The following is an 18,980-nucleotide window of genomic DNA, read 5'->3' as shown; positions in this document are numbered from 1 at the left end:
ATAGGGCAGGATCTCGGCCTTGCGCGCCTCGTCCAGCGCGGCGAGCGGCTCATCTGCCAAGATCAGCTTGGGGGCCGACAACAATGCGCGTCCGATGGCGACGCGCTGTTTCTCGCCCCCCGACAAAGCACCGGGCCGCCGGTCGAGAAGCGCGCCCAAGCCCAAGAGATCGACGATGCGCCCCATCTCTTCGCGCGGGGCATCCTTGGGCGCGAACCATGCACCATAGCCGAGGTTCTGGCGCACGTTGAGATGCGGAAACAGCCGCCCCTCTTGGAAGATATAACCGATGCGGCGCTGATGCGGTCTGAGGCGCAGGCCCATTGCGGAGTCGAGCAACACCCAATCGCCCGCCGCGATGCGCCCATGATCGGGCGACAATAGCCCGGCGACCGCGTTGATGATCGTCGTCTTGCCCGAGCCCGAGCGCCCGAAAAGCACCGTCACACCGGGCGGCGCGCGAAACTGGGCGTCCAGCGTGAAGCCCGCAAAGCTGTGTTTGAGCGACACCTCCAGCATCATTGCCCCCCGACCCGCGCCGCGACCCGCCGCGCGAAAATCTCGGACAGCAACAAAGCAGCCATCGCCACCACGACCGCGACGATGACCAGCCGCATCGCCGCCCCCTCGCCGCCGGGCACCTGCAAGAAGGCGTAGATCGCCGACGGGATGGTGCGGGTCTCACCGGGGATGTTCGAGACGAAGGTGATGGTGGCGCCGAACTCTCCCATCGCTTTGGCAAAGGCAAGGATGGTGCCTGCGACGATGCCGGGCAGCGCCATGGGCAGCGTCACGGTCAAGAACACCCAAAGCGGCGGCGCGCCCAGGGTGGCGGCGGCCTGTTCCAGCTTGGGGTCCACCGCCTCGATCGAGAGCCTTATCGCGCGCACCATCAGCGGAAAGGCCATGATCGCGGCGGCCAGCGCCGCCCCCGACCAGCGAAAGGCGAAGACGATCCCCCATTCAGCCAGCATCGCGCCAATGGGGCCACGTGTGCCGAAGCTCAAGAGCAGCAGATAACCCGTGACCACGGGCGGCAAGATCAAGGGCAGATGCACCAGACCGTTGACCATCTGCTTGCCCGGAAAGGACCAGCGCGCCAGCGCATAGGCCACGAAGACCCCAAACGGCAGGCTGAACAACGTGGCCCAAAGCGACACCCGAAGCGAGAGCGCGACCGCTTGCCATTCTGCGGGACCAAGCCAATCGGTCATGGTCTAATCGCCCATCACGGTGAAGCCCTGCCGCACGAAGGCCGCACGCGCCGTCGCGCCGTGCAGATAGGTGATGAAGGCTGCTTCGGCCAGGCTATCGCGCCCTGCCAGATCGGCCAAAGGGTAGACGATGGCCGGGTGGCTTTCGGGGGGAAAGGTGGCGATGATGGTGACATTGTCGGCAGCGTGTGCATCGGTGAAGTAGACGATACCATAGGGGGCCTCGCCCAAACCGACCAGCGCCAAGGCCGCGCGCACATTATCGGTCTGCGCCACGCGGGCCGCGATGCTGTCCCATATGCCGAAATGTTCCAGCGCAGCCTTGCCATAGATGCCCGCAGGCACCGCATCGACCAGCGCCATGGCCAAGCGCCCGTCGCCCAGCCGCGCGGCCAGATCGAAACCCGACCCGATCGTTGCCGGGGTGACATCCGCGCCATGGGCGATCAGCACGAGGCTGTTGCCCAAGAGATCGAAGCGCCCATCCGGTTCGATCAGCCCTTCGGCGGCGATGATATCCATCCAATCCGTGCTGGCCGAGATGAAGATATCAGCCGGTGCGCCTTGGCGGATCTGTTGGGCCAGCGCCGAAGAGCCCGCCAGCGACACGACCAGATCATGACCCGTTGCGGCCTCGAAACCCGCCTCGATCTCGGCGAGCGCGGTGGTCAAGCTGGCGGCAGCAAAGACGGTGACGGTATCGGCCAAAGCCTGTGCCGGGGCAAAGGCAGCCATGCCAAGGGCCAAGACACGCCCAAGGCGCGACGAGAGGAAAGGCATGGTCATCAGCATCCGGCATATCGATATGTTTCCAAAAACATATCCCAAGCCACCCGCCCCGAGGCAAGCGTTATTTTCCGTCGGACATATCCCCGAGCATCGCGCCGAGTGCCGCGATATGCGCAGCCCCGGCTTGTGCCGTGATCTCTTCCAAGGCGCGATATCGGCGCAAGACCTCGTGTCCGGCGGCGGTGACGATCGCCCCGCCGCCCTTTGGCCCACCGCGCGCCGATGCGACCAAAGGCTCGCGAAAGGCGGCGTTCATCGCCTCGACCAGCATCCATGCGCGCTTGTAGCTCATCCCCATGACGCGTCCCGCCGCCGCGATGGACCCGGTGTCTTGAATGGCCTGCAACAGATCCACCTTGCCCGGCCCAAGCATGGCATTGGTCCCGAATACGATACGAAGGCGCAGGTTCGGCGGCGCGGCCATGGCGGTATCAGGTTGATCTTTCGTCGAGCCCATACCGCGTTATGCCCGTGCTTCATAATGGCTGGCAAGACCGCGCCGCGCGGGACGCGATCGCACCTCGCACAGCCGCTTGTCACGAAGACGTCATTGCCCCAGCCTCGATTCTGTCAGGCATGGCAGTTAACGTTGCGCCGAAGCGGGCTGGTGAATGACCGCATATGTTTGCTTGAAAGGTGCTTTTCCCATGCCGCTGAACCGCCGCTTTGTCTTGTCGCTTTTGGCAGCTCTGCCTTTTTCGGGCCTTTCGAAAGCGGCACTGGCCCAGCGCACCCCCGCCGCGATGGAGGGGCCATTCTACCCCACGGGCGCGATGCGCTTTGCCGATGCCGACAACAATCTGGTGCGCATCAGCGGGCTGGTGCGCGACGCGGGCGGCGAGGTAATCATTCTCAAGGGGCGCGTCCTGGACCGCGCGGGCGCACCCGTGGCACGCGCACGGGTCGAGATCTGGCAATGCGATGTGAACGGTGTCTACCTCCACACCAGATCGCGAAGCCAAGGCGGTTATGATGACGCCTTTCAAGGCTTCGGCCATGTCGTCACCGGCGCCGATGGCGTCTATGCCTTCCGCACCATCCGCCCGACCGTCTATCCGGGACGCACGCCGCATATCCACGTGAAGGTCTTCACTGAAAGCGCTGAATTAACGACGCAATTCTATCTCGCCGATCATCCGCTCAATGCCAGCGACAGGCTTTATCGCAGCATGAACACCGCTGAACGCGAGGCTGTCAGCATGCGTTTCGGCCCCGGTGCGGATGGCCCGGAAAGCGTGGTCGACATCACGCTTTGATTCCCCCTGAGCCGCGTTGCGCGGCATCAAGGCGCAGCAGGCGCCTCGGCGCCATGCTTTCTGTCGACGCGCGTTCGCCCAAGTAGTCTGGCGCGGCGCAAGATCAGGAAAGCACCGATGCAGATCCCGCTCGAAATCGCCTTCAACCATGTCGCACCCCGCGATGACATCCGGGCGCTGATCGCCGAGAAGATCACCCATCTCGAAAAGATCTACGACGGGATCATCAGCGCCCATATCCAGATCCGCGCGCCCCATCAGCGCCAGCAGACCGGCAATTTGTTTTCGGTGACGGTGGAGCTGCGCGTTCCGGGCAAGGCGCTGATCGTGCGCAAAGACCAAGACGATGCCGACCGCCATGAACATCTGCGCGTGGTTCTACGCGATGCCTTCGCGGCGATGGAGCTTGAGCTTAAGCGCTGGAAAGATGCGATCCAAGGCGAGGTCAAATTCCATGACGGGCCACTGCAGGGCCGCGTGGTTCAACTCGACAAGGCGCGCGGGTTCGGCCAGATCTTGGCCACTGATAACCGCCTCATCTATTTTCACAAAAACAGCGTCACCGATGACAGCTTCGACGGTTTGGCCCTACGTGACACGGTCGAGTTGGTGGTGCAGAGCGACGAAAGCGCGATCGGCCCGCAAGCCAGCACCGTGCGCCGCATCGGCGCGCTGTCCTTCGATCCGGCGACCAAGCCCAGCCGCCGCTGAACGCGCCAAAGATCATCCTTGCAGCGCTTGCTACACTCGCACAGACTGGCGCCATGAGCCATCGCATCGACTGCCTGCAATATGCCAACTGGTCGCCCGAGATCTTTCGCCAGATGCGCGAGGGCGGCCTTGACGCCGTGCATGTCACCATCGCCTATCACGAGACGTTCCGCGAAACGGTCTTGAACGTCGAGTGCTGGAACCGCTGGTTCGAGGATCATCCCGACCTGATCTTTCAGGGCTTTACCGGCGACGATGTCCGCCGCGCGCAGGCCGAGGGGCGGACGGCAATCTTTTTCGGCGCGCAAAACCCCAGCCCGATCGAGGATGATATCGGGTTGGTCGAGATTTGGCACCGGCTTGGCCTGCGCTTCATGCAGCTGAGCTACAACAATCAATCGCTGCTAGCGGCCGGCTGTTACGAGGCCGAAGATCCCGGCCTGACCCGTATGGGCCGTGAAGTGATCGCCGAGATGAACCGCGTGGGCATGGTCGTCGACATGAGCCATTCGGCCGATCGTTCGACCATCGAGGCGGCGGCACTTTCGACCCGCCCCATCGCCATCACCCATGCCAACCCGCATGACTGGCACCCTGCGCTCCGCAACAAGCGCGACGCGGTGATCCGGGCGGTGACCGAGGCGGGCGGCATGATGGGCTTTTCACTCTACCCCCATCACCTGAAAGCGGGCAGCGATTGCAGCTTGGCCGATTTCTGCGCCATGATCGCCCGCATGGTCGAGACTTATGGCATCGCGCATTTCGGCATCGGCTCGGATCTGTGCCAAAACCAGCCCGATCGCGTGGTCGAATGGATGCGCACGGGCCGTTGGACCAAGGGCGTGGATTACGGCGAGGGTAGCGCAAGCGCCCCCGGCTTCCCACCCCAGCCATCATGGTTTGCCGACAACCGCGATTTTCCGGGGCTGGCGCAGGGCTTGCGCGAGATAGGCTTCGATAGGACTGAGGTCGACGCGCTGATGGGCGAAAACTGGCTGCGCTTTTTCGACGACAGTTTCGGGCCTGCGCGATGACAGAGCGACCGAGCGATATCGCGACCAAGGCGCAGGCGGTGATCACCCGCCGTGACCCCGGCCACGTGATGCGGTTGTCGCGGCTGGGGTCTTTCCATCAATCGCGCCTGTCGTTCATGCGCGTCCTTCTGCGCCGCCTGCGCACCGAAGGGTGGCGCTACGCGCGGCGTCAATTCGCGATCGACCCACGCGGCGTGGGCACGGCGATTTATACGATGCAAGGGCCCGAGCGCGCTTACAGCCTTGTGGCGTTCGGCCATGACCTGCCGCCCGAGGATCGTAGCGACCGGGTGATCGCGACCGCTTGGGACGCCACATTCACGCTGTTCGACGGCATCCCCAGCGACGCCGATATCGACAGGCTGCGGCGCGAAATTCCCCGGCAAGAGGCCGGCCGCGTCAGCGCGCGGGAATTGTCGGTGTCGCGTGCAAATCGCTCGGAGCGGCTTTTCGATCATGTAGTCGCGGCGCTGGCCGAAGGGCACCAACCCGATGCCGATCTGGTCGCGCGCGTGGGCTACCTGATGCGAACGACGGCGGTATATGGCTCGGGCAAGCTGGGGGCCGCCGACCGCGCGGCGATTGCCGAACGCCCCGAGTTCACCCCACCCTTTCAGGTCGAGATGCTGACCGTCTGGCTGATCCGCGCCTTCGTGCTGGATCTGGTCGAGGAAATGGCCCGCCAGCGCGCGCCGGATACCGCCACCGTCATCGCCCCCGACCTGCGCCGCCAGATCGGGATTGGCAATTCCACCGGGCTTGGCATGGCACCCTTTCTGATCAGCCACCCGGTCTTGTTCAACAACTGGATCATGGCCCGCGAAGAGGCATTGGCCCGCGTGCGCGCCATCGCCCTACCCGATCCGGCCCGCATCGCCCATTTCACAGCCGTTCTCGCGCGCGCGCGGCGTGCCGTGGCGCTGTGGCAATCGGACCATCCCGTCCAGATCGCGCGGCTGGCCGATCTGACCGAGGATCTGGGGCGCTTGGCCACGCATCTGGACAGCGCCGATCTGGCCGCACCGCTGGGATGGGACCAGCTTTGGCGCTGGGGCGCGGCGGCGTTGCATGAGGAAGGGCAGGAAATGCTCGTCTCGCTCATGCTCGAGCCGCATGGCGATCTGGTTGATGGGCTGGCCTGCTGCATGGCTGCCGATGAGGATGCCGGCTTCGCCATCGACGGCGCCATGACGGTGGGGCAGCTGCGCGCGATCTTGCGCGATGTCTATGGCTGGGCGCTCGATCTTGATTGGGACGCGGCCGATGCGCAGGCGCGCACATGGTATGTCTCTGCCGCCAAGCAAGAGCCGCGGCTGGGCGAGACATGGGCCGAAGATCTGGCCGACTACGCCCAACCCCTTGCACCGGGGCGCGATGCGGCGCGGCTTTTCCATGCGTTGGCGGGTGAAGCGAATACGGCGGCGGTCGCGGGCTTCATCTTGCGCCATCCCGAGCATCGCCACAGCCTGCGCCGCGCCCAGATCGCCGCCCGCCACCCCTATGCCGAGATCCGCGACAACACGATCGGGGCCGATCTGATGCCCATCGACATGCTGCGCGCGAAGCTGTCGTTTTTCGGCGCGGGCTATTTCGATCCACGCTCGGATCGCTGGGTGCGGATCAACATGTATCGCGGCGCGCCCTTCCCGCATGAATTGCACGACCTGCCCGAGGATGATTGGGCCTATCCCACGGCCGGGGCGCAGGCGTGATCGCTTTGTCGCTGGGCGAGGCCGAGGCGCTGGCGCGCAAGGCCGCGCGCGGTACGGGCCGCAGCTGGGGCATGGCCGAGGAGTTCGGCCGCGCGGTGCGCTGGCTGGAAGGGGCCGGATGCCCCGCCATGGCGCTTGGCGCAGAGCTGTTGGCGCGAACCGATGGGCTGGCCCACGCACCCGTGCAGGGGGCGGATGGTGGTCTTGTCCATCCTGGCACCGACCCGCTTTGCCCCATAGCGCTCGGCGCTGCGTTGTCCGATCTAAGATCGGCGGTTGGGGCCGGACGGATCGGCCCGGTCTTGGCGCCCTTGTTGGTCGTGCCGCATCTGGCCCATCTCGCAGGAACCGGGGCACGGGCTTGGTGCCTGACATGGCCCGAAACCGAAGTTTGGGTCACACCGGGCGGCGCTGTCTTGTCCATGACGGGTGCACGCCTGATCGACCCGCTAGCCCCGATGGTCACATGGGCCACAGGAACCGCCCCCAAGGGTGCGCCCCTTGCCCGCCGCGACCGTGCCCATTGCCCTTTAGGCGTCTTCGACCAACTCAACCAACTAGCCGCGCGCACCTATGCCCCAGAGACCGAAGCGCGCCGCCGCTCCGGCGCGGGCGAGACAACACCCGGCCGGGATTGACACAAAGACACACGGCGAAAGGAATAGGCCCATGGCACAAACCGAGACATTGACGCTGGGCGAGATCGAAGATCTCTCCTATCAGGCCTTGATCCGCGCCGGGGCCGATACGGATGCCGCCCGTGCCTTGGCACGCGCCACCGCCGAGACCGAGGCCGATGGGGTGGCAAGCCATGGGCTGGCCTACATCCCGATCTATTGCGAGCATCTGCGCTGCGGCAAGGTCGATGGTCGTGCCCGCCCGATCATCACGCAGCCCAAGCCTGGCCTTGTGTTGGCCGATGCCGGTGCGGGTTTCGCACATGGTGCGATCGCTGCCGGATTTGACGCGCTGATCCCGGCAGCGCGCGCGCAAGGTATCGCGGCGCTTGCCATCAAGAATTCATATAACTGCGGTGTATTGGGCATCCATACCCTGACGCTGGCCAAGGCGGGGCTATTGGCGATCGGCTTTACCAATGCGCCCGCCTCCATCGCGCCATCGGGTGGCACCCGGCCAGTGGTGGGGACCAATCCAATCTCGCTTGCGGCCCCTGACGGGGCGGGCGGTGCGGCGCTCTTGATCGATCAAAGTGCCAGCACAATCGCCAAATCCGAGATCATGAAACATGCCCGCGAGGGCCGCCCTATCCCCGAAGGTTGGGGGTTGGACGCGCAGGGCAACCCGACCACCGACCCAGATGTCGCGCTGAAAGGGTCGATGGCGCCCTCGGGCGGCTACAAGGGGGTGGGCCTTGCCTTGATCGTGGAAACCATGGCCGCGGCGATGACGGGGGCGACGCTCGGCATGGACGCAAGCCCCTTTTCCGGCACGGCGGGTGGTCCGCCGCGCACCGGCCAGGTCTTCATCGCGATCGATGCGACGACCAGTGCGGGCGGGGACTTTGCGGCAAGGATCACCCGGCTGACCGATGCGATCCGCGCGCAAGACGGCGCGCGCCTACCTGGTGATGGGCGCGCGCAAGCCCGTGCGCGCGCCGCGCGTCATGGCGTAGCGGTTAACGTCGCGACCTTGGAGAAAATCCGCGCGATCTAGAACATGGCGCGTTTGATCAATCCGACCTCTTCATCGGGCAGGCGAGGCCGCGTTTACAAAGCACAATGCGTTCGCCTGCCCCGGTGAATGCGATAGAACGCGACACGCCCTAATTGCGCAGGCGCGCATCTTAAATCGCGGCATCCTTGACCGCCTGCATCGACACATGGGTCGAGGTCGAGGCGACATAGGGCAAGGTCGACACCGCCTCGGCCAAGATATCGCGATAGGCGCGCATGTCGCGACAGCGGATTTTGAGCAAATAGTCGAACTGCCCCGCGATCAAATGGCAGGTCTCGATCTCGGGGACACCCATTACGGCCTTGTTGAAGGCACTGAGTGCGGTCTCGCGCGTGTCGGTCAGCCGTACCTCGACAAAGGCCACATGCTCGCGCTGGAGTTTCTCGGGATCGAGCAGCGCGCGGTAGCCTAGAATATAGCCCTGCGCTTCCAACCGACGCAGGCGGGCCTGTGTCGGACTTTTGGACAGGCCGATCCGGCGGGCCAATTCGATGATCGGCAAGCGGCCATTGACCGCCAACTCGGCCAGCAGCTTGTGATCGAATACGTCAAGCTGACCCGCAGAAATTACCTCTTTCATGAATTACACCCTCAAATCTCGCAAACTGCAGGAGTTTCGCTTTCTCGTGACACATTTCAAGGAAAACCGCCTGCGACGTCAATGCTAGATTATGCCATGACCGCCGCTCAGGAGATCGCGACCATGCTCGACCGCCTCACCCCCGATCTCGACCAGCTACGCGGCGTCATCCGGGCGCGTCTGCATGAGGGCGAGGATGCCGCCCTGTCGCGCTTGATCGCGGCCTATGGGCCCGACGTGCATGCGCGCGCGCGCGCCGATGCAGGCGGGGCCGCCTTGGTCGCGCGGCTGCGCGCACAGCGCAAGCCGGGGCTGATGGAGGTTTTCTTGGCCGAATACGGCCTATCCACGCGCGAGGGCATCGCGCTGATGTGTCTGGCCGAGGCACTGTTGCGCGTGCCCGACGCCGCCACGATGGACGCGCTGATCGAGGACAAGATCGCCCCCTCGCAATGGGGGGCGCATCTGGGCCATTCCGCCTCGGCGCTGGTCAACGCCTCGACTTGGGCGCTGATGCTGACGGGCAAGGTCTTGCAAGATGGCGAGGGGATGGCGGGCGTGCTGAAATCCGCGCTCAAGCGTCTGGGCGAGCCTGTGATCCGCACCGCCGTGGCGCGCGCCATGCGCGAGATGGGCCAGCATTTTGTCCTGGGCCAAACCATGCAAGAGGCGATGGCGCGTGCCACCAGCCTAGAAAAGCGCGGCTATGGCTATTCCTATGACATGCTGGGCGAAGGCGCGATGACGTTGGCCGATGCACGGGCCTATTTCGACGCCTATATGGACGCGATCAAAAGCTTGGCCCCGGCCTGCACCGGGGGTGATCCAAGGGACAATCCTGGCATCTCGATCAAGCTGTCGGCGCTGTGCCCACGCTTCGAGATGGCCCAACGTGACCGCGTTCTGGCCGATCTTGTGCCAGCGGTCACCGCCTTGGCTGCGCAGGCGCGCGGGCAAGGGATGGGGCTCAATATCGACGCGGAAGAGGCCGACCGCCTGGATCTGTCACTCGATGTGATCGAAGCGGTCTTGGCCGATCCCGGCTTGGCCGGATGGGACGGGTTCGGCGTGGTGGTGCAAGCCTATGGCAAGCGCGCCGATGCGGTGATCGATTGGCTTTACGCCTTGGCCCAAACCCATGATCGGCGGATCATGCTGCGGCTGGTCAAGGGTGCCTATTGGGATACCGAGATCAAGCATGCCCAAGTCGCGGGGCTTGCCGATTTCCCGGTCTGGACACGCAAACCCGCGACCGATGCCGCCTATCTGTGCTGCGCGGGCAAACTGCTGGGGCTGACCGACCGCATCTATCCGCAGTTCGCCACCCATAACGCCCATACCGTGGCCAGCATCCTCGATATCGGGGCCGATCCCGCCGCTTACGAGTTCCAACGCCTCCATGGCATGGGCGAGGCACTGCATGAGATCGTGCGCGCCGATCACGGCACCCGCTGCCGCATCTACGCGCCGGTGGGCCAGCATCGCGATCTCTTGGCCTATCTGGTGCGGCGCTTGCTGGAAAACGGGGCGAATTCGAGCTTCGTGAACCAAGTGCTGAACCCCGATGTTCCGCCCGAAACGGTCGCGCGCGACCCTTTCGCCGCTTTGGCGCATCAGCACACCGCCCCGGTTGCCGCCCCGGCACAACTTTTCGGCGGTCAGCGCGTCAATTCACGCGGCTTCGACCTGAGTGATCCGGTGACATTGGACGCGATCGAGACCGCGCGCGCGCCCTACCGCGATTGCCAATGGCAAGCTGCGCCGTTGATCGCGTCCCCCGCCGCGGGCGGCGCGATCTGGCAGCCAACCAACCCCGCCCGCCCCGCCGATCGGCTGGGCCGCGTGCAGACTGCCAGCGCTGCCGATGTGCGGGCGGCCCTTGCCGCTGCCCGCCCGTGGGACGCACCCGTGGCGGTGCGCGCCGCCACCCTTCGCCATGTCGCCGATCTTTACGAGGCGCATTTTGGCGAGATCTTCGCGCTTTTGGCGCGCGAGGCGGGCAAGACACTGTCCGATGCGGTGGGTGAATTGCGCGAAGCAGTTGATTTCTTGCGTTATTACGCAACCGAGGCCGAAACCCTCAACGCGCCTGCGCGCGGTGTCTTTACCTGTATCTCGCCGTGGAACTTTCCACTTGCGATCTTTACCGGGCAGATCGCGGCCGCATTGGCGGCGGGCAACGGCGTGATCGCCAAACCTGCCGAGGCGACAAGCCTGATCGCCCATCGCGCCGTCACGTTGTTGCACGCGGCAGGCGTGCCGCCTCAAGCGCTGCAGCTTTTGCCCGGAACAGGGTCCGAGATCGGCACAGCCCTTTGCAGCGATGCAAGGATCGCGGGGATCTGCTTCACCGGCTCGACCGCCACCGCACAGGCCATCAACCGCGCAAGGGCCGCCCATCTCGACCCAAGCGCGCCGCTGATCGCGGAAACGGGCGGGCTGAACGCGATGATCGTGGATAGCACCGCACTGCCCGAACAAGCGGTGCGCGATATCATCGCCTCGGCCTTTCAATCGGCGGGCCAACGCTGTTCGGCGCTGCGGATGCTTTACCTGCAAGAAGATATCGCCGCCCCCTTCTTGCGAATGCTGAAAGGGGCGATGGCCGAACGCCGACTTGGCGATCCGTGGCAGCTTGCCACCGATATCGGCCCTGTGATCGACGCGCAGGCCCAAAGTGCTATCGCCGATCATATCGCCGCCGCGCAGGCCGAGGGGCGTATTCTCGCCCAGACCGAAACGCCGGATGAGGGGCATTTCATCGCCCCGTGCATCATCGATCTGCCGGGCGGAATCGCCGCCTTGGGGCGCGAGATCTTTGGCCCGGTGCTACATGTCACCACCTATCGCGCCTGTGACTTGGACAAGGTGATTTCCGGCATAAACGCAAGCGGTTATGGGCTGACCTTCGGGTTACATAGCCGGATCGACGACCGGGTGCAGATGATCGCCTCGCGCATTAGGGCGGGCAATCTCTACATCAATCGCAACCAGATCGGCGCGGTTGTCGGCAGCCAGCCTTTCGGCGGCGAGGGCATGTCGGGCACGGGCCCCAAGGCGGGGGGGGCGCATTACCTTGCAGGGTTCACACGCGCACCGCTTGGTCAGCTGCCAGCGGACAACGTGGCCAGCATTGATGCCAGCGTTGATCCCAACGCCTTGGCCAAAGATTTGGCCGCCCTGCCCGATCCGCGCGATCGCCAGCTCGCGGTCCACGATCTGCCGGGGCCCACGGGCGAGTCGAACCGCTTGTCGCTACATCCGCGCGGGCGGGTCTTGTGCCTCGGGCCGGGGCGAGAGGTGGCGGCGCGGCAATGCGAGATCGCCAAAGCCGCTGGTTGCAGCGCGTTGGCGATCGACGGGCATCTGGAGCCTGCGGCACTGGCCAAGCTGGCAGCCTTGGATGCGGTGATCATTTGGTCCGATGCCGAGACCGCGCGCCCCTATGCGCAGGCCTTGGCCGCGCGCGATGGCGCGCTGATCCCACTGCTGATGCAGGCCGACCCAACCGCGCAGTTGCAGCGCGAACGCCACCTGTGCATCGACACCACGGCAGCGGGCGGCAATGCGGCACTCTTGGCAAGCGCTGGCTAGGCGGATCGGTGGCGACGCATACGCGCGCCCTACCCCCTCAGACCGCGCTGCGCGCCACCATCCCGAGGCGAAGACGGCTGACCGCCGATTGCGTCCCATCGATGACCGGCACCGGGCAATGCGGCGCGATCCGGCTGGCAAGACCCGCCAAGGGCCCGCCACCCATCACGATGCTGCGGGCGCCCTGCCCCGCACAATCATCGCATAAGGCGCGCAATTGACCGAATAGAAGATCGGCAACCTCGGCCGGATCATGGCGCAGCGGTTCGGTCGGTGCCGCGACACGGACAAGCGACTCGCCCAAGCCATGCATGGTGGCCCGCGCGGCCAGCGATGCGGTCACCTCGGGGGCGAAGGTGACAATGGCAAAGGGGCCACCGATCTGGGCCGCATCGGCAAAGGCGGCCTCGGCGATGCCCATCACCGGCACATCGGGCCAAGCGGCGCGCACCTGTGCGGCGCCTGTATCCCCGAACGAGGCCAGCACGATCCCGTCAATCGGTTCGCGATGGCGGGAAATAGCGGCAAGCACGCCCTTTGTTGCCTCTTGGGCATCGGGTTCGGTCACGATCAGGGCGGGGCCGAAAGCAGCCGAGACCGTGACGAAGCGATCACCGGGCATTGCCACCGCCTGCGCCGCTGCATCGATGCGCGAGGTGACACCCGCCGAGGTGTTGGGGTTCACGATCAACAGCCGCATCACAAGATCACCGATGGCAGCCACAGCACGATGGCGGGGAACACGTTGACCAAAGTCAGCGCTACCAGCATCGCCAAGAGGAACCACATCAGCGAGGGGATGATCTTGGCGATGGAGATCTTGGCAATCGCGCAGGTGATCAGCACCACGGAGGCCACCGGCGGCGTCTGTTGGCCGATGCCAAGATTGATGGTCAAGATCAGGCCGAAATGCACCCGGTCGATGCCAAGCTGATCGGCCAACGGCAGAAAGATCGGCACCAGCATCAAGATCGCGGGCGTGCCGTGTATGATGGTGCCGGCGAGCAGAAAGAAGATATTGATCGCCGCCAGAACCACCCAGTAATTGTCCGAGATCCCCAAGATCGCCTGCGCGATGTCTTGCGGGATGCGCTGGTTGGTCAGGTACCAGCCCAAAAGCGTCGAGGTTGCGACGATGAACATCAGCATCGCGCTGCGCTTGCCCGCCACGCGGAAGGTGTCGATCAGATTGCCCAGCCGGATTGTGCGGTAGAGAAACACCGCCAGAATGATCGACCAAAAGGCCGCGATGGCCCCTGCCTCGGTCGCGGTGAAGATGCCGCCAAGGATACCCACAAGGATCAGGATCGGCAGCGTCAGGGGAATGGCCGCATCCTTGCCCGTTTCCACCACGCGGGCGAAGCTGAACGCGCCTTCGGTCGGATAGCCGCGCTTGACCGAGATGATATAGGCCGTGGCCATCAACAGCCCGCAAACCAGAAAGCCCGGCACGATGCCCGCCGCGAAAAGCTCGGCGATCGAGGCATTGGCGACATAGGCGTAAAGGATCAGGTTGAGCGAGGGTGGCACAATGATTGCCATCGTGGCCGAGGTCGACGTGACGGCGGCGGCGAAAGCGGCGGGGTAGCCGCGCTTTTTCATCTGCGGGATCATCACCGAGCCAATGGCCGCCGCATCCGAGGTGGCGGTGCCAGAAATCTCGGAAAAGAAAAGCGAAGTCAGGATGTTGACATGCGCCAACCCGCCCCGGATATGGCCGACAAGGCTGGAGGCGAAGGCGATGAGTTTCTCGGCAATGCGGCCTTGGTTCATCACCTCGCCCGCGATCATGAACAACAGGGCTGCGACGAGCAGGTAGTTATTGGCCCCGCCAAAGGGGATCAGCCCAATGATTTGCGGCACCACGGCCGGATCGAGCAAGATCATCACGGCGGCGGTCACGCCAAGCACGAAGGCAATGGGCAGGCCCATGATCAGCAGCACGACAAGAAGGATCAGGATGATCCAGCCGGGATCGAGAAACATCACGCGTCGCTTTCAGGCAAAAGGTCATCGGGATCGACCTGACCGGTCAACAGACCAGCCAAGCGCGTGAAGCTGACAAGCGCGATCAGCGCGCCGCCCAAGGGCATGGCATAGCGGAACAGCGCCATCGGCAGGTCGACCGAGATCAGCATACGGCTGCCGAAACTGGCCGCGGCGATAGCCCCGTAATAAGCCAAAAGCGCGCCGAAACCCGCCATCAAGACAAGGTTTCCGGCCATCACCACCCGCTTCATCGCCCCGGGCAAGATGCGTACCACGGCATCAAAACCAAGATGCTCGGAAGTCCGCGTAAGATAAGCTGCACCGATGAAGGTCAGCGCCGCCAGCACATGGGCCGGCAGTTCCTCGGACCACGAGACAGAGTCGTTCAGGACGAAACGGGTAAAGACCGCGACATTGAGCAAGACAAAGAGCAGCCCCGCCAACCCGATCACCGCCCAGTCAAGCGCACGCGTCAGCCAAAGGTCGAAGCGCGCGACGATTGCGGAAATCGGGTTCATGCGGGGCGCTCCTGTCGGGTCACTGGATACCGAGCGCGGTACGCGTCGCCGCGATCATGTCGACGCCAATCACATCGACGAAGGTCGGGCTGTCGTAAAGCGGTGCGGCGGCGGCTTGAAAGGCGGCAAAGTCGATCTCGTTGATCGCGATGCGGTCGGCAAGTGCCGCAACCACCTCGGCATCTGTCGTATCGCCCCATTCAAAGGTCCAAGGCGCCACTTCGGCGGCAACCGTCATCACCGCCTCGGCCAAGGCGGGCTCGAGCGTGGCCAGATAGGGTTCACCAAAGACGAGGAAGGTCGGCAGATAGACATGGTTGGACAGCGACATGTATTCCTGCACCTCGTAAAGGCGCGCACTTTCGACGATCTGGGCCGGGTTCTCCTGCCCGTCGATCACACCTTGGTCGAGGGCGGAATAGACCTCGCCGAAGGACAGTGGCGTGGCATTGGCACCCAGCGTGTTGAACATCTCGACCCGCTGGCGGCTGGTGGGGGTGCGGATCTTCAGCCCGACAAGATCAGCAGGCACGACGATAGGGCGCTGGCTATTGGTGATCTGGCGAAAGCCGTTGTCCCACATCGCGGCCAGCACCATCCCGGTGCCGTCGAAACCCGCCGCCAGCATCTCGCCCGCAGGGCTTGCGGCAAAGGTCTGCACGGCGGCGCGGTCTTCGAACAGATAGGGCAGATCGAAGATCGCAGCGCGGGTGTTGATCTGTGCGATGGCCGAGGCCGAGAGCGAGGCGTGATGCGTGCCAAGCCCAAGCCCTTGCAGCACATCCTCTTCCGAGCCGAGCGTGTTGCCCATGAAGATCTGCACATCGATGGCCCCATCGGTCGCGGCCTCGAGGCGGGTTTCGTATTCCTGCAGGAAGATATGGGCAAACGACCCCTCGGGCAGCGAGGAGTTCACTTGCAAAACGGCCTGTGAAAGCGCCGCACCGGGCAGCAATACGCTGGCGGCGGCGATGAAAACGGAATTTCTCAGTTGCGTCATGAGACTGGTCCTTTCGGTCGGAAAATGGCGGGAGGAGCGCCCGAGTCAAGAAATCATGTTTTCCGAAATACCCAATTGTGAAAATATATTTTCATACTGGAAAAGGGTGCCGCGACAGTCATCGCTCAAAAAAGGGGCAGCGCGGGGCGGCGCATGATCGCTATTTTGGCGTAGATGGTGCGCACTGCCTGCTCAAAGCTCGTCGAGCGAATCGTGCAGATCCTCGATCATGCTCAGTCGTTGGCGCCCGGCCAAGCCCGCGCGTTCGATCATCCCCGAGGCCAGCATGCCGCAAAGTGCCATGACACCGGCATGGTTGAACAGCGCACCCGTCCCCGAAGTCGCGCAATTCAGATGCCAGCGCGCGGGCAGCGCCGATAGCCCCGCGATGTCACCGATCACCGCGATCGCCGCTCCGCTGCGCCCCAAGGCGGCACCAAGCCCATCCAACAGGCGCGGCGGGCGGCGCAGCGCGAACAAGATCACGCAATCGCCCGGCGCGATCGCGGCGAGGCTTTCGGCCAATGTCTCGCCGTCGCGCGGCAAGATCACGACATCGGCGCGCACCTGAAGCACCTGCCAGCCAAGATAGCGGGCAAAGGGCTGGCCTGCGCGAAAACCGATCAGCCACAGGCGGCGCGCCGAAAGCATGGCGGTGACCAAGGCGTCGATCTGTCCCTCGTCGAGCGGCATCAGCGTTTGCTCGATATTCATCTGCGACTGCGCGGTATGGCGAACCAATTGACCGCTTGCGGTCGCGCCCTCATCGGCGACGCGGAAAAGTGCCGTGCCCGCCATCTGTTCGGCGCGTACAGCCTGACGCGCCTCTTCGAAGGAGGCATAGCCGATCTTGCGCACGAAACGGGTGACGGTGGCATTCGAGACGTTGGCGATACGCGCAAGCTCTGTCGCGGTATAGCCCGCAAGGTTGCCGGGAAAGTTCAGGATGGTTTCGGCCAAACGCTGTTCGCTGCGGTGAAGCGCAGGCATCGCATCGCGGATGCGTGTCACGAAGGAGGCCTTGTGAGGATGCGACATGGGCGCGAAAATATCCTTTCACGACCCGCAAGCGCAACCCGTCGTCGGCATGGCGAGGATTCTGGCGGTGCTAAAACCGCCCCTTACCGCCGCGCGCGGGCAAAACGGCTGACATGCGCCGGGGCGGCTCCGCCTCCTTCAGCATGGGATGGGGGGCCACCCAATCGCCCTTCACACCGCAGAAGCGGGTAGCGTTCCGGCCAAGACACAGGCGGCCTGCCCCGTCGGCGTGGGGCGCAATACCGGCACCGCAGCCTTGCATTCGGGCTGCACTAGCGGGCAGCGCGGATGAAAGGCACAGCCCGCAGGCGGCGAGATCGGGTTCGGGATTTCGCCGCTGACCGATTTGCGCCTGCGCCCCGAGAGCGCCAGATCTGGCACGGCATCCAGCAGCATTCTCGTGTAGGGGTGTTGGGGTTCGTGAAACAGCCGCTTGGCATCGGCGACCTCGACCAGACGGCCGAGGTAAAGCACACCGATCCTGTTCGACATGTGCCGCACCACCGATAGATCATGCGAGATCAAGAGATAGGTCAGTTTGAACTCGTCTTGCAGATCGCGCATCAGGTTGAGGATCTGCGCCTGCACCGAGACATCGAGCGCCGATGTCGGCTCGTCGCAGACGATGAATTCTGGGCGCGATGACAGCGCGCGCGCGATCGCGATGCGTTGACGTTGACCGCCCGAGAACTCGTGCGGGAACTTGCCCGCATCGGCCGCCGACAGCCCAACAAGATCCAACAGCCGCGCTACTTCGCGGCCCACATCGCCCGATGGCATCAAGCCCAGCGTGCGGATCGGTTCGGCGATGATATCGCCCACCCGCCAGCGGGGGTTCAGGCTGGCGAAAGGGTCTTGGAAAATCATCTGCATCCGACGGCGCAGCGCGCCTATCGTGGCGGGGTCTTTGGGGTCCATCGCCTGCCCCTCGATCGTGATGCGACCCGCGCTTGGGTCCAACAGGCCCACGATCATCTTGGCGATGGTCGATTTTCCCGAACCGGATTCGCCCACCAAGGCAAAGGTCTCGCCCTTGTCGATGGAAAAGCTCACATCCGCCGTGGCAGTCAGGAATTGGCGGTCTTCACGTTCCAGCACGCGGTTCAGCCAAGGTTTCGAGACATCGAAGCGGCGGGTCAGATTGCTGACGGTCAAAAAGGGCTCAGCCATGGGCAGCCTCGGTATCCACCAACCAACAGGCGGCGGCATGGTTGGGGGCGACAGGCTTCAGGCCGGGGAGCGCGCTACGGCAGCGGTCCATCACTTGGCCGCAGCGCGGGTTGAAGGCGCAGCCTTGCGGGATCGCATCGAGCCGCGGCATCGCACCGGGGATCTGCACCAGCCGGTCGGCGGCATGTTGCAGCGTCGGGATCGAGCCCATCAGCCCGGCTGTATAGGGGTGGCGCGCGTTCAAGATCACATCGCGCACCGGCCCGATCTCGGCCATGCGGCCCGCGTAGAGGACCGCGACCCGGTCGGCGGTCTCCGCGATCACGCCCATATCATGGGTGATCAGCATCACCGCAGCCCCGCGTTCGGCGCAAATCTCTTTCAGCACATCGATGATCTGCGCCTGCACCGAGACATCGAGCGCGGTGGTCGGCTCATCGGCGATGACCAGTTCGGGCTCGGCGGCCAAGGCAAGGGCGATCACCACGCGTTGGCGCATGCCGCCCGAGAAGTGATGGGGGTAATCATCGATCCGGCGTGCGGCGGCGGGAATGCCCACGCGGTCCAGAAGCGCGATGGCGCGCGTGCGGGCCTCGGCCTGTGTGACATCCATATGGGTGCGGATCGTCTCAGTCAGTTGTTGGGCGATGGTGTAGAGCGGGTTTAGGCTGGTGAGCGGA

Annotated in this window: 19 protein-coding genes; 7 read left to right on the top strand and 12 right to left on the bottom strand. The window is 64.4% G+C overall.

Annotated features, from left to right (window positions below):
• The 4 genes from ACTG4J_RS08335 to ACTG4J_RS08320 form a co-directional block, all read right to left on the bottom strand.
• A partial coding sequence (locus tag ACTG4J_RS08335; RefSeq protein ID WP_439138651.1) for an ATP-binding cassette domain-containing protein occupies nucleotides 1-522 on the bottom strand: 522 nt, incomplete at its 3' end.
• On the bottom strand, nucleotides 519-1,214 hold the full coding sequence (gene modB / locus ACTG4J_RS08330; RefSeq protein WP_439138650.1) for a molybdate ABC transporter permease subunit: 696 nt from the start codon (nucleotides 1,212-1,214) through the stop codon (nucleotides 519-521). The genes modB and ACTG4J_RS08335, both read right to left, overlap by 4 nt.
• 3 nt (nucleotides 1,215-1,217) lie before the next feature.
• A complete protein-coding gene (modA, locus tag ACTG4J_RS08325) occupies nucleotides 1,218-2,000 on the bottom strand; it encodes a molybdate ABC transporter substrate-binding protein (protein WP_439138648.1) in 783 nt (260 codons plus the stop codon).
• A gap of 64 nt (nucleotides 2,001-2,064) precedes the next feature.
• Nucleotides 2,065-2,460: a winged helix-turn-helix domain-containing protein gene (locus ACTG4J_RS08320; protein ID WP_439138647.1), complete on the bottom strand. Its 396-nt coding sequence runs from the start codon at nucleotides 2,458-2,460 to the stop codon at nucleotides 2,065-2,067.
• Between the two features lie 190 nt (nucleotides 2,461-2,650).
• Here ACTG4J_RS08320 and ACTG4J_RS08315 point away from each other — a divergent pair, with 190 nt between their 5' ends.
• The 6 genes from ACTG4J_RS08315 (at nucleotide 2,651) to ACTG4J_RS08290 (ending at nucleotide 8,390) form a co-directional block, all read left to right on the top strand.
• On the top strand, nucleotides 2,651-3,259 hold the full coding sequence (locus tag ACTG4J_RS08315) for a hypothetical protein (protein WP_439138645.1): 609 nt from the start codon (nucleotides 2,651-2,653) through the stop codon (nucleotides 3,257-3,259).
• A 117-nt stretch (nucleotides 3,260-3,376) separates the two neighbouring features.
• Nucleotides 3,377-3,970 (top strand): HPF/RaiA family ribosome-associated protein, encoded by a 594-nt coding sequence (locus tag ACTG4J_RS08310; RefSeq protein ID WP_439138643.1) that lies wholly within the window; start codon nucleotides 3,377-3,379, stop codon nucleotides 3,968-3,970.
• Nucleotides 3,971-4,023: 53 nt separating this feature from the next.
• A complete protein-coding gene (locus ACTG4J_RS08305; RefSeq protein WP_439138642.1) occupies nucleotides 4,024-5,004 on the top strand; it encodes a membrane dipeptidase in 981 nt (326 codons plus the stop codon).
• Nucleotides 5,001-6,716: a hypothetical protein gene (locus ACTG4J_RS08300; protein ID WP_439138640.1), complete on the top strand. Its 1,716-nt coding sequence runs from the start codon at nucleotides 5,001-5,003 to the stop codon at nucleotides 6,714-6,716. The genes ACTG4J_RS08305 and ACTG4J_RS08300 overlap by 4 nt, the downstream gene beginning before the upstream one ends.
• Complete coding sequence (locus ACTG4J_RS08295) at nucleotides 6,683-7,354, top strand: DUF3726 domain-containing protein (RefSeq protein WP_439138638.1); 672 nt, start codon at nucleotides 6,683-6,685, stop codon at nucleotides 7,352-7,354. The genes ACTG4J_RS08300 and ACTG4J_RS08295 overlap by 34 nt, the downstream gene beginning before the upstream one ends.
• A gap of 31 nt (nucleotides 7,355-7,385) precedes the next feature.
• On the top strand, nucleotides 7,386-8,390 hold the full coding sequence (locus tag ACTG4J_RS08290; RefSeq protein ID WP_439138636.1) for an Ldh family oxidoreductase: 1,005 nt from the start codon (nucleotides 7,386-7,388) through the stop codon (nucleotides 8,388-8,390).
• 130 nt (nucleotides 8,391-8,520) lie between these two features.
• Here the strand turns inward: ACTG4J_RS08290 and ACTG4J_RS08285 are convergent, their stop codons facing one another.
• A complete protein-coding gene (locus ACTG4J_RS08285) occupies nucleotides 8,521-8,991 on the bottom strand; it encodes an Lrp/AsnC ligand binding domain-containing protein (protein WP_439138635.1) in 471 nt (156 codons plus the stop codon).
• Between the two features lie 81 nt (nucleotides 8,992-9,072).
• On the opposite strand from ACTG4J_RS08285, the gene putA reads away from it, so the two are divergent.
• The gene (gene putA, locus ACTG4J_RS08280; RefSeq protein ID WP_439138634.1) at nucleotides 9,073-12,585 is read left to right on the top strand and encodes a bifunctional proline dehydrogenase/L-glutamate gamma-semialdehyde dehydrogenase PutA; all 3,513 of its coding nucleotides are present in this window, start codon (nucleotides 9,073-9,075) and stop codon (nucleotides 12,583-12,585) included.
• A gap of 37 nt (nucleotides 12,586-12,622) precedes the next feature.
• On the opposite strand, the gene ACTG4J_RS08275 is transcribed toward putA, so the two are convergent.
• The 7 genes from ACTG4J_RS08275 to ACTG4J_RS08245 all read right to left on the bottom strand — a co-directional run.
• Complete coding sequence (locus ACTG4J_RS08275; protein WP_439138632.1) at nucleotides 12,623-13,285, bottom strand: aspartate/glutamate racemase family protein; 663 nt, start codon at nucleotides 13,283-13,285, stop codon at nucleotides 12,623-12,625.
• Nucleotides 13,285-14,571 (bottom strand): TRAP transporter large permease, encoded by a 1,287-nt coding sequence (locus ACTG4J_RS08270; protein ID WP_439138630.1) that lies wholly within the window; start codon nucleotides 14,569-14,571, stop codon nucleotides 13,285-13,287. The genes ACTG4J_RS08275 and ACTG4J_RS08270 overlap by 1 nt, the downstream gene beginning before the upstream one ends.
• Complete coding sequence (locus ACTG4J_RS08265; RefSeq protein ID WP_439138629.1) at nucleotides 14,571-15,092, bottom strand: TRAP transporter small permease; 522 nt, start codon at nucleotides 15,090-15,092, stop codon at nucleotides 14,571-14,573. The genes ACTG4J_RS08270 and ACTG4J_RS08265 overlap by 1 nt, the downstream gene beginning before the upstream one ends.
• A 19-nt stretch (nucleotides 15,093-15,111) precedes the next feature.
• On the bottom strand, nucleotides 15,112-16,092 hold the full coding sequence (locus ACTG4J_RS08260; RefSeq protein WP_439138627.1) for a TRAP transporter substrate-binding protein: 981 nt from the start codon (nucleotides 16,090-16,092) through the stop codon (nucleotides 15,112-15,114).
• 192 nt (nucleotides 16,093-16,284) lie between these two features.
• Nucleotides 16,285-17,130 (bottom strand): MurR/RpiR family transcriptional regulator, encoded by an 846-nt coding sequence (locus ACTG4J_RS08255; RefSeq protein WP_439138626.1) that lies wholly within the window; start codon nucleotides 17,128-17,130, stop codon nucleotides 16,285-16,287.
• 171 nt (nucleotides 17,131-17,301) lie between these two features.
• Nucleotides 17,302-18,300: an ABC transporter ATP-binding protein gene (locus ACTG4J_RS08250; RefSeq protein ID WP_439138625.1), complete on the bottom strand. Its 999-nt coding sequence runs from the start codon at nucleotides 18,298-18,300 to the stop codon at nucleotides 17,302-17,304.
• Nucleotides 18,293-18,980: ABC transporter ATP-binding protein (locus ACTG4J_RS08245; RefSeq protein WP_439138624.1), on the bottom strand; the 688-nt coding region annotated here is incomplete at its 5' end. The genes ACTG4J_RS08250 and ACTG4J_RS08245, both read right to left, overlap by 8 nt.

The sequence above is a fragment of the Roseicyclus sp. genome (genome assembly GCF_965662675.1).
Lineage (GTDB): Bacteria > Pseudomonadota > Alphaproteobacteria > Rhodobacterales > Rhodobacteraceae > Roseicyclus.
The sequence above is the reverse complement of the archived record's forward strand: the minus strand, read 5'-3'. Positions and strand labels throughout refer to the sequence as shown.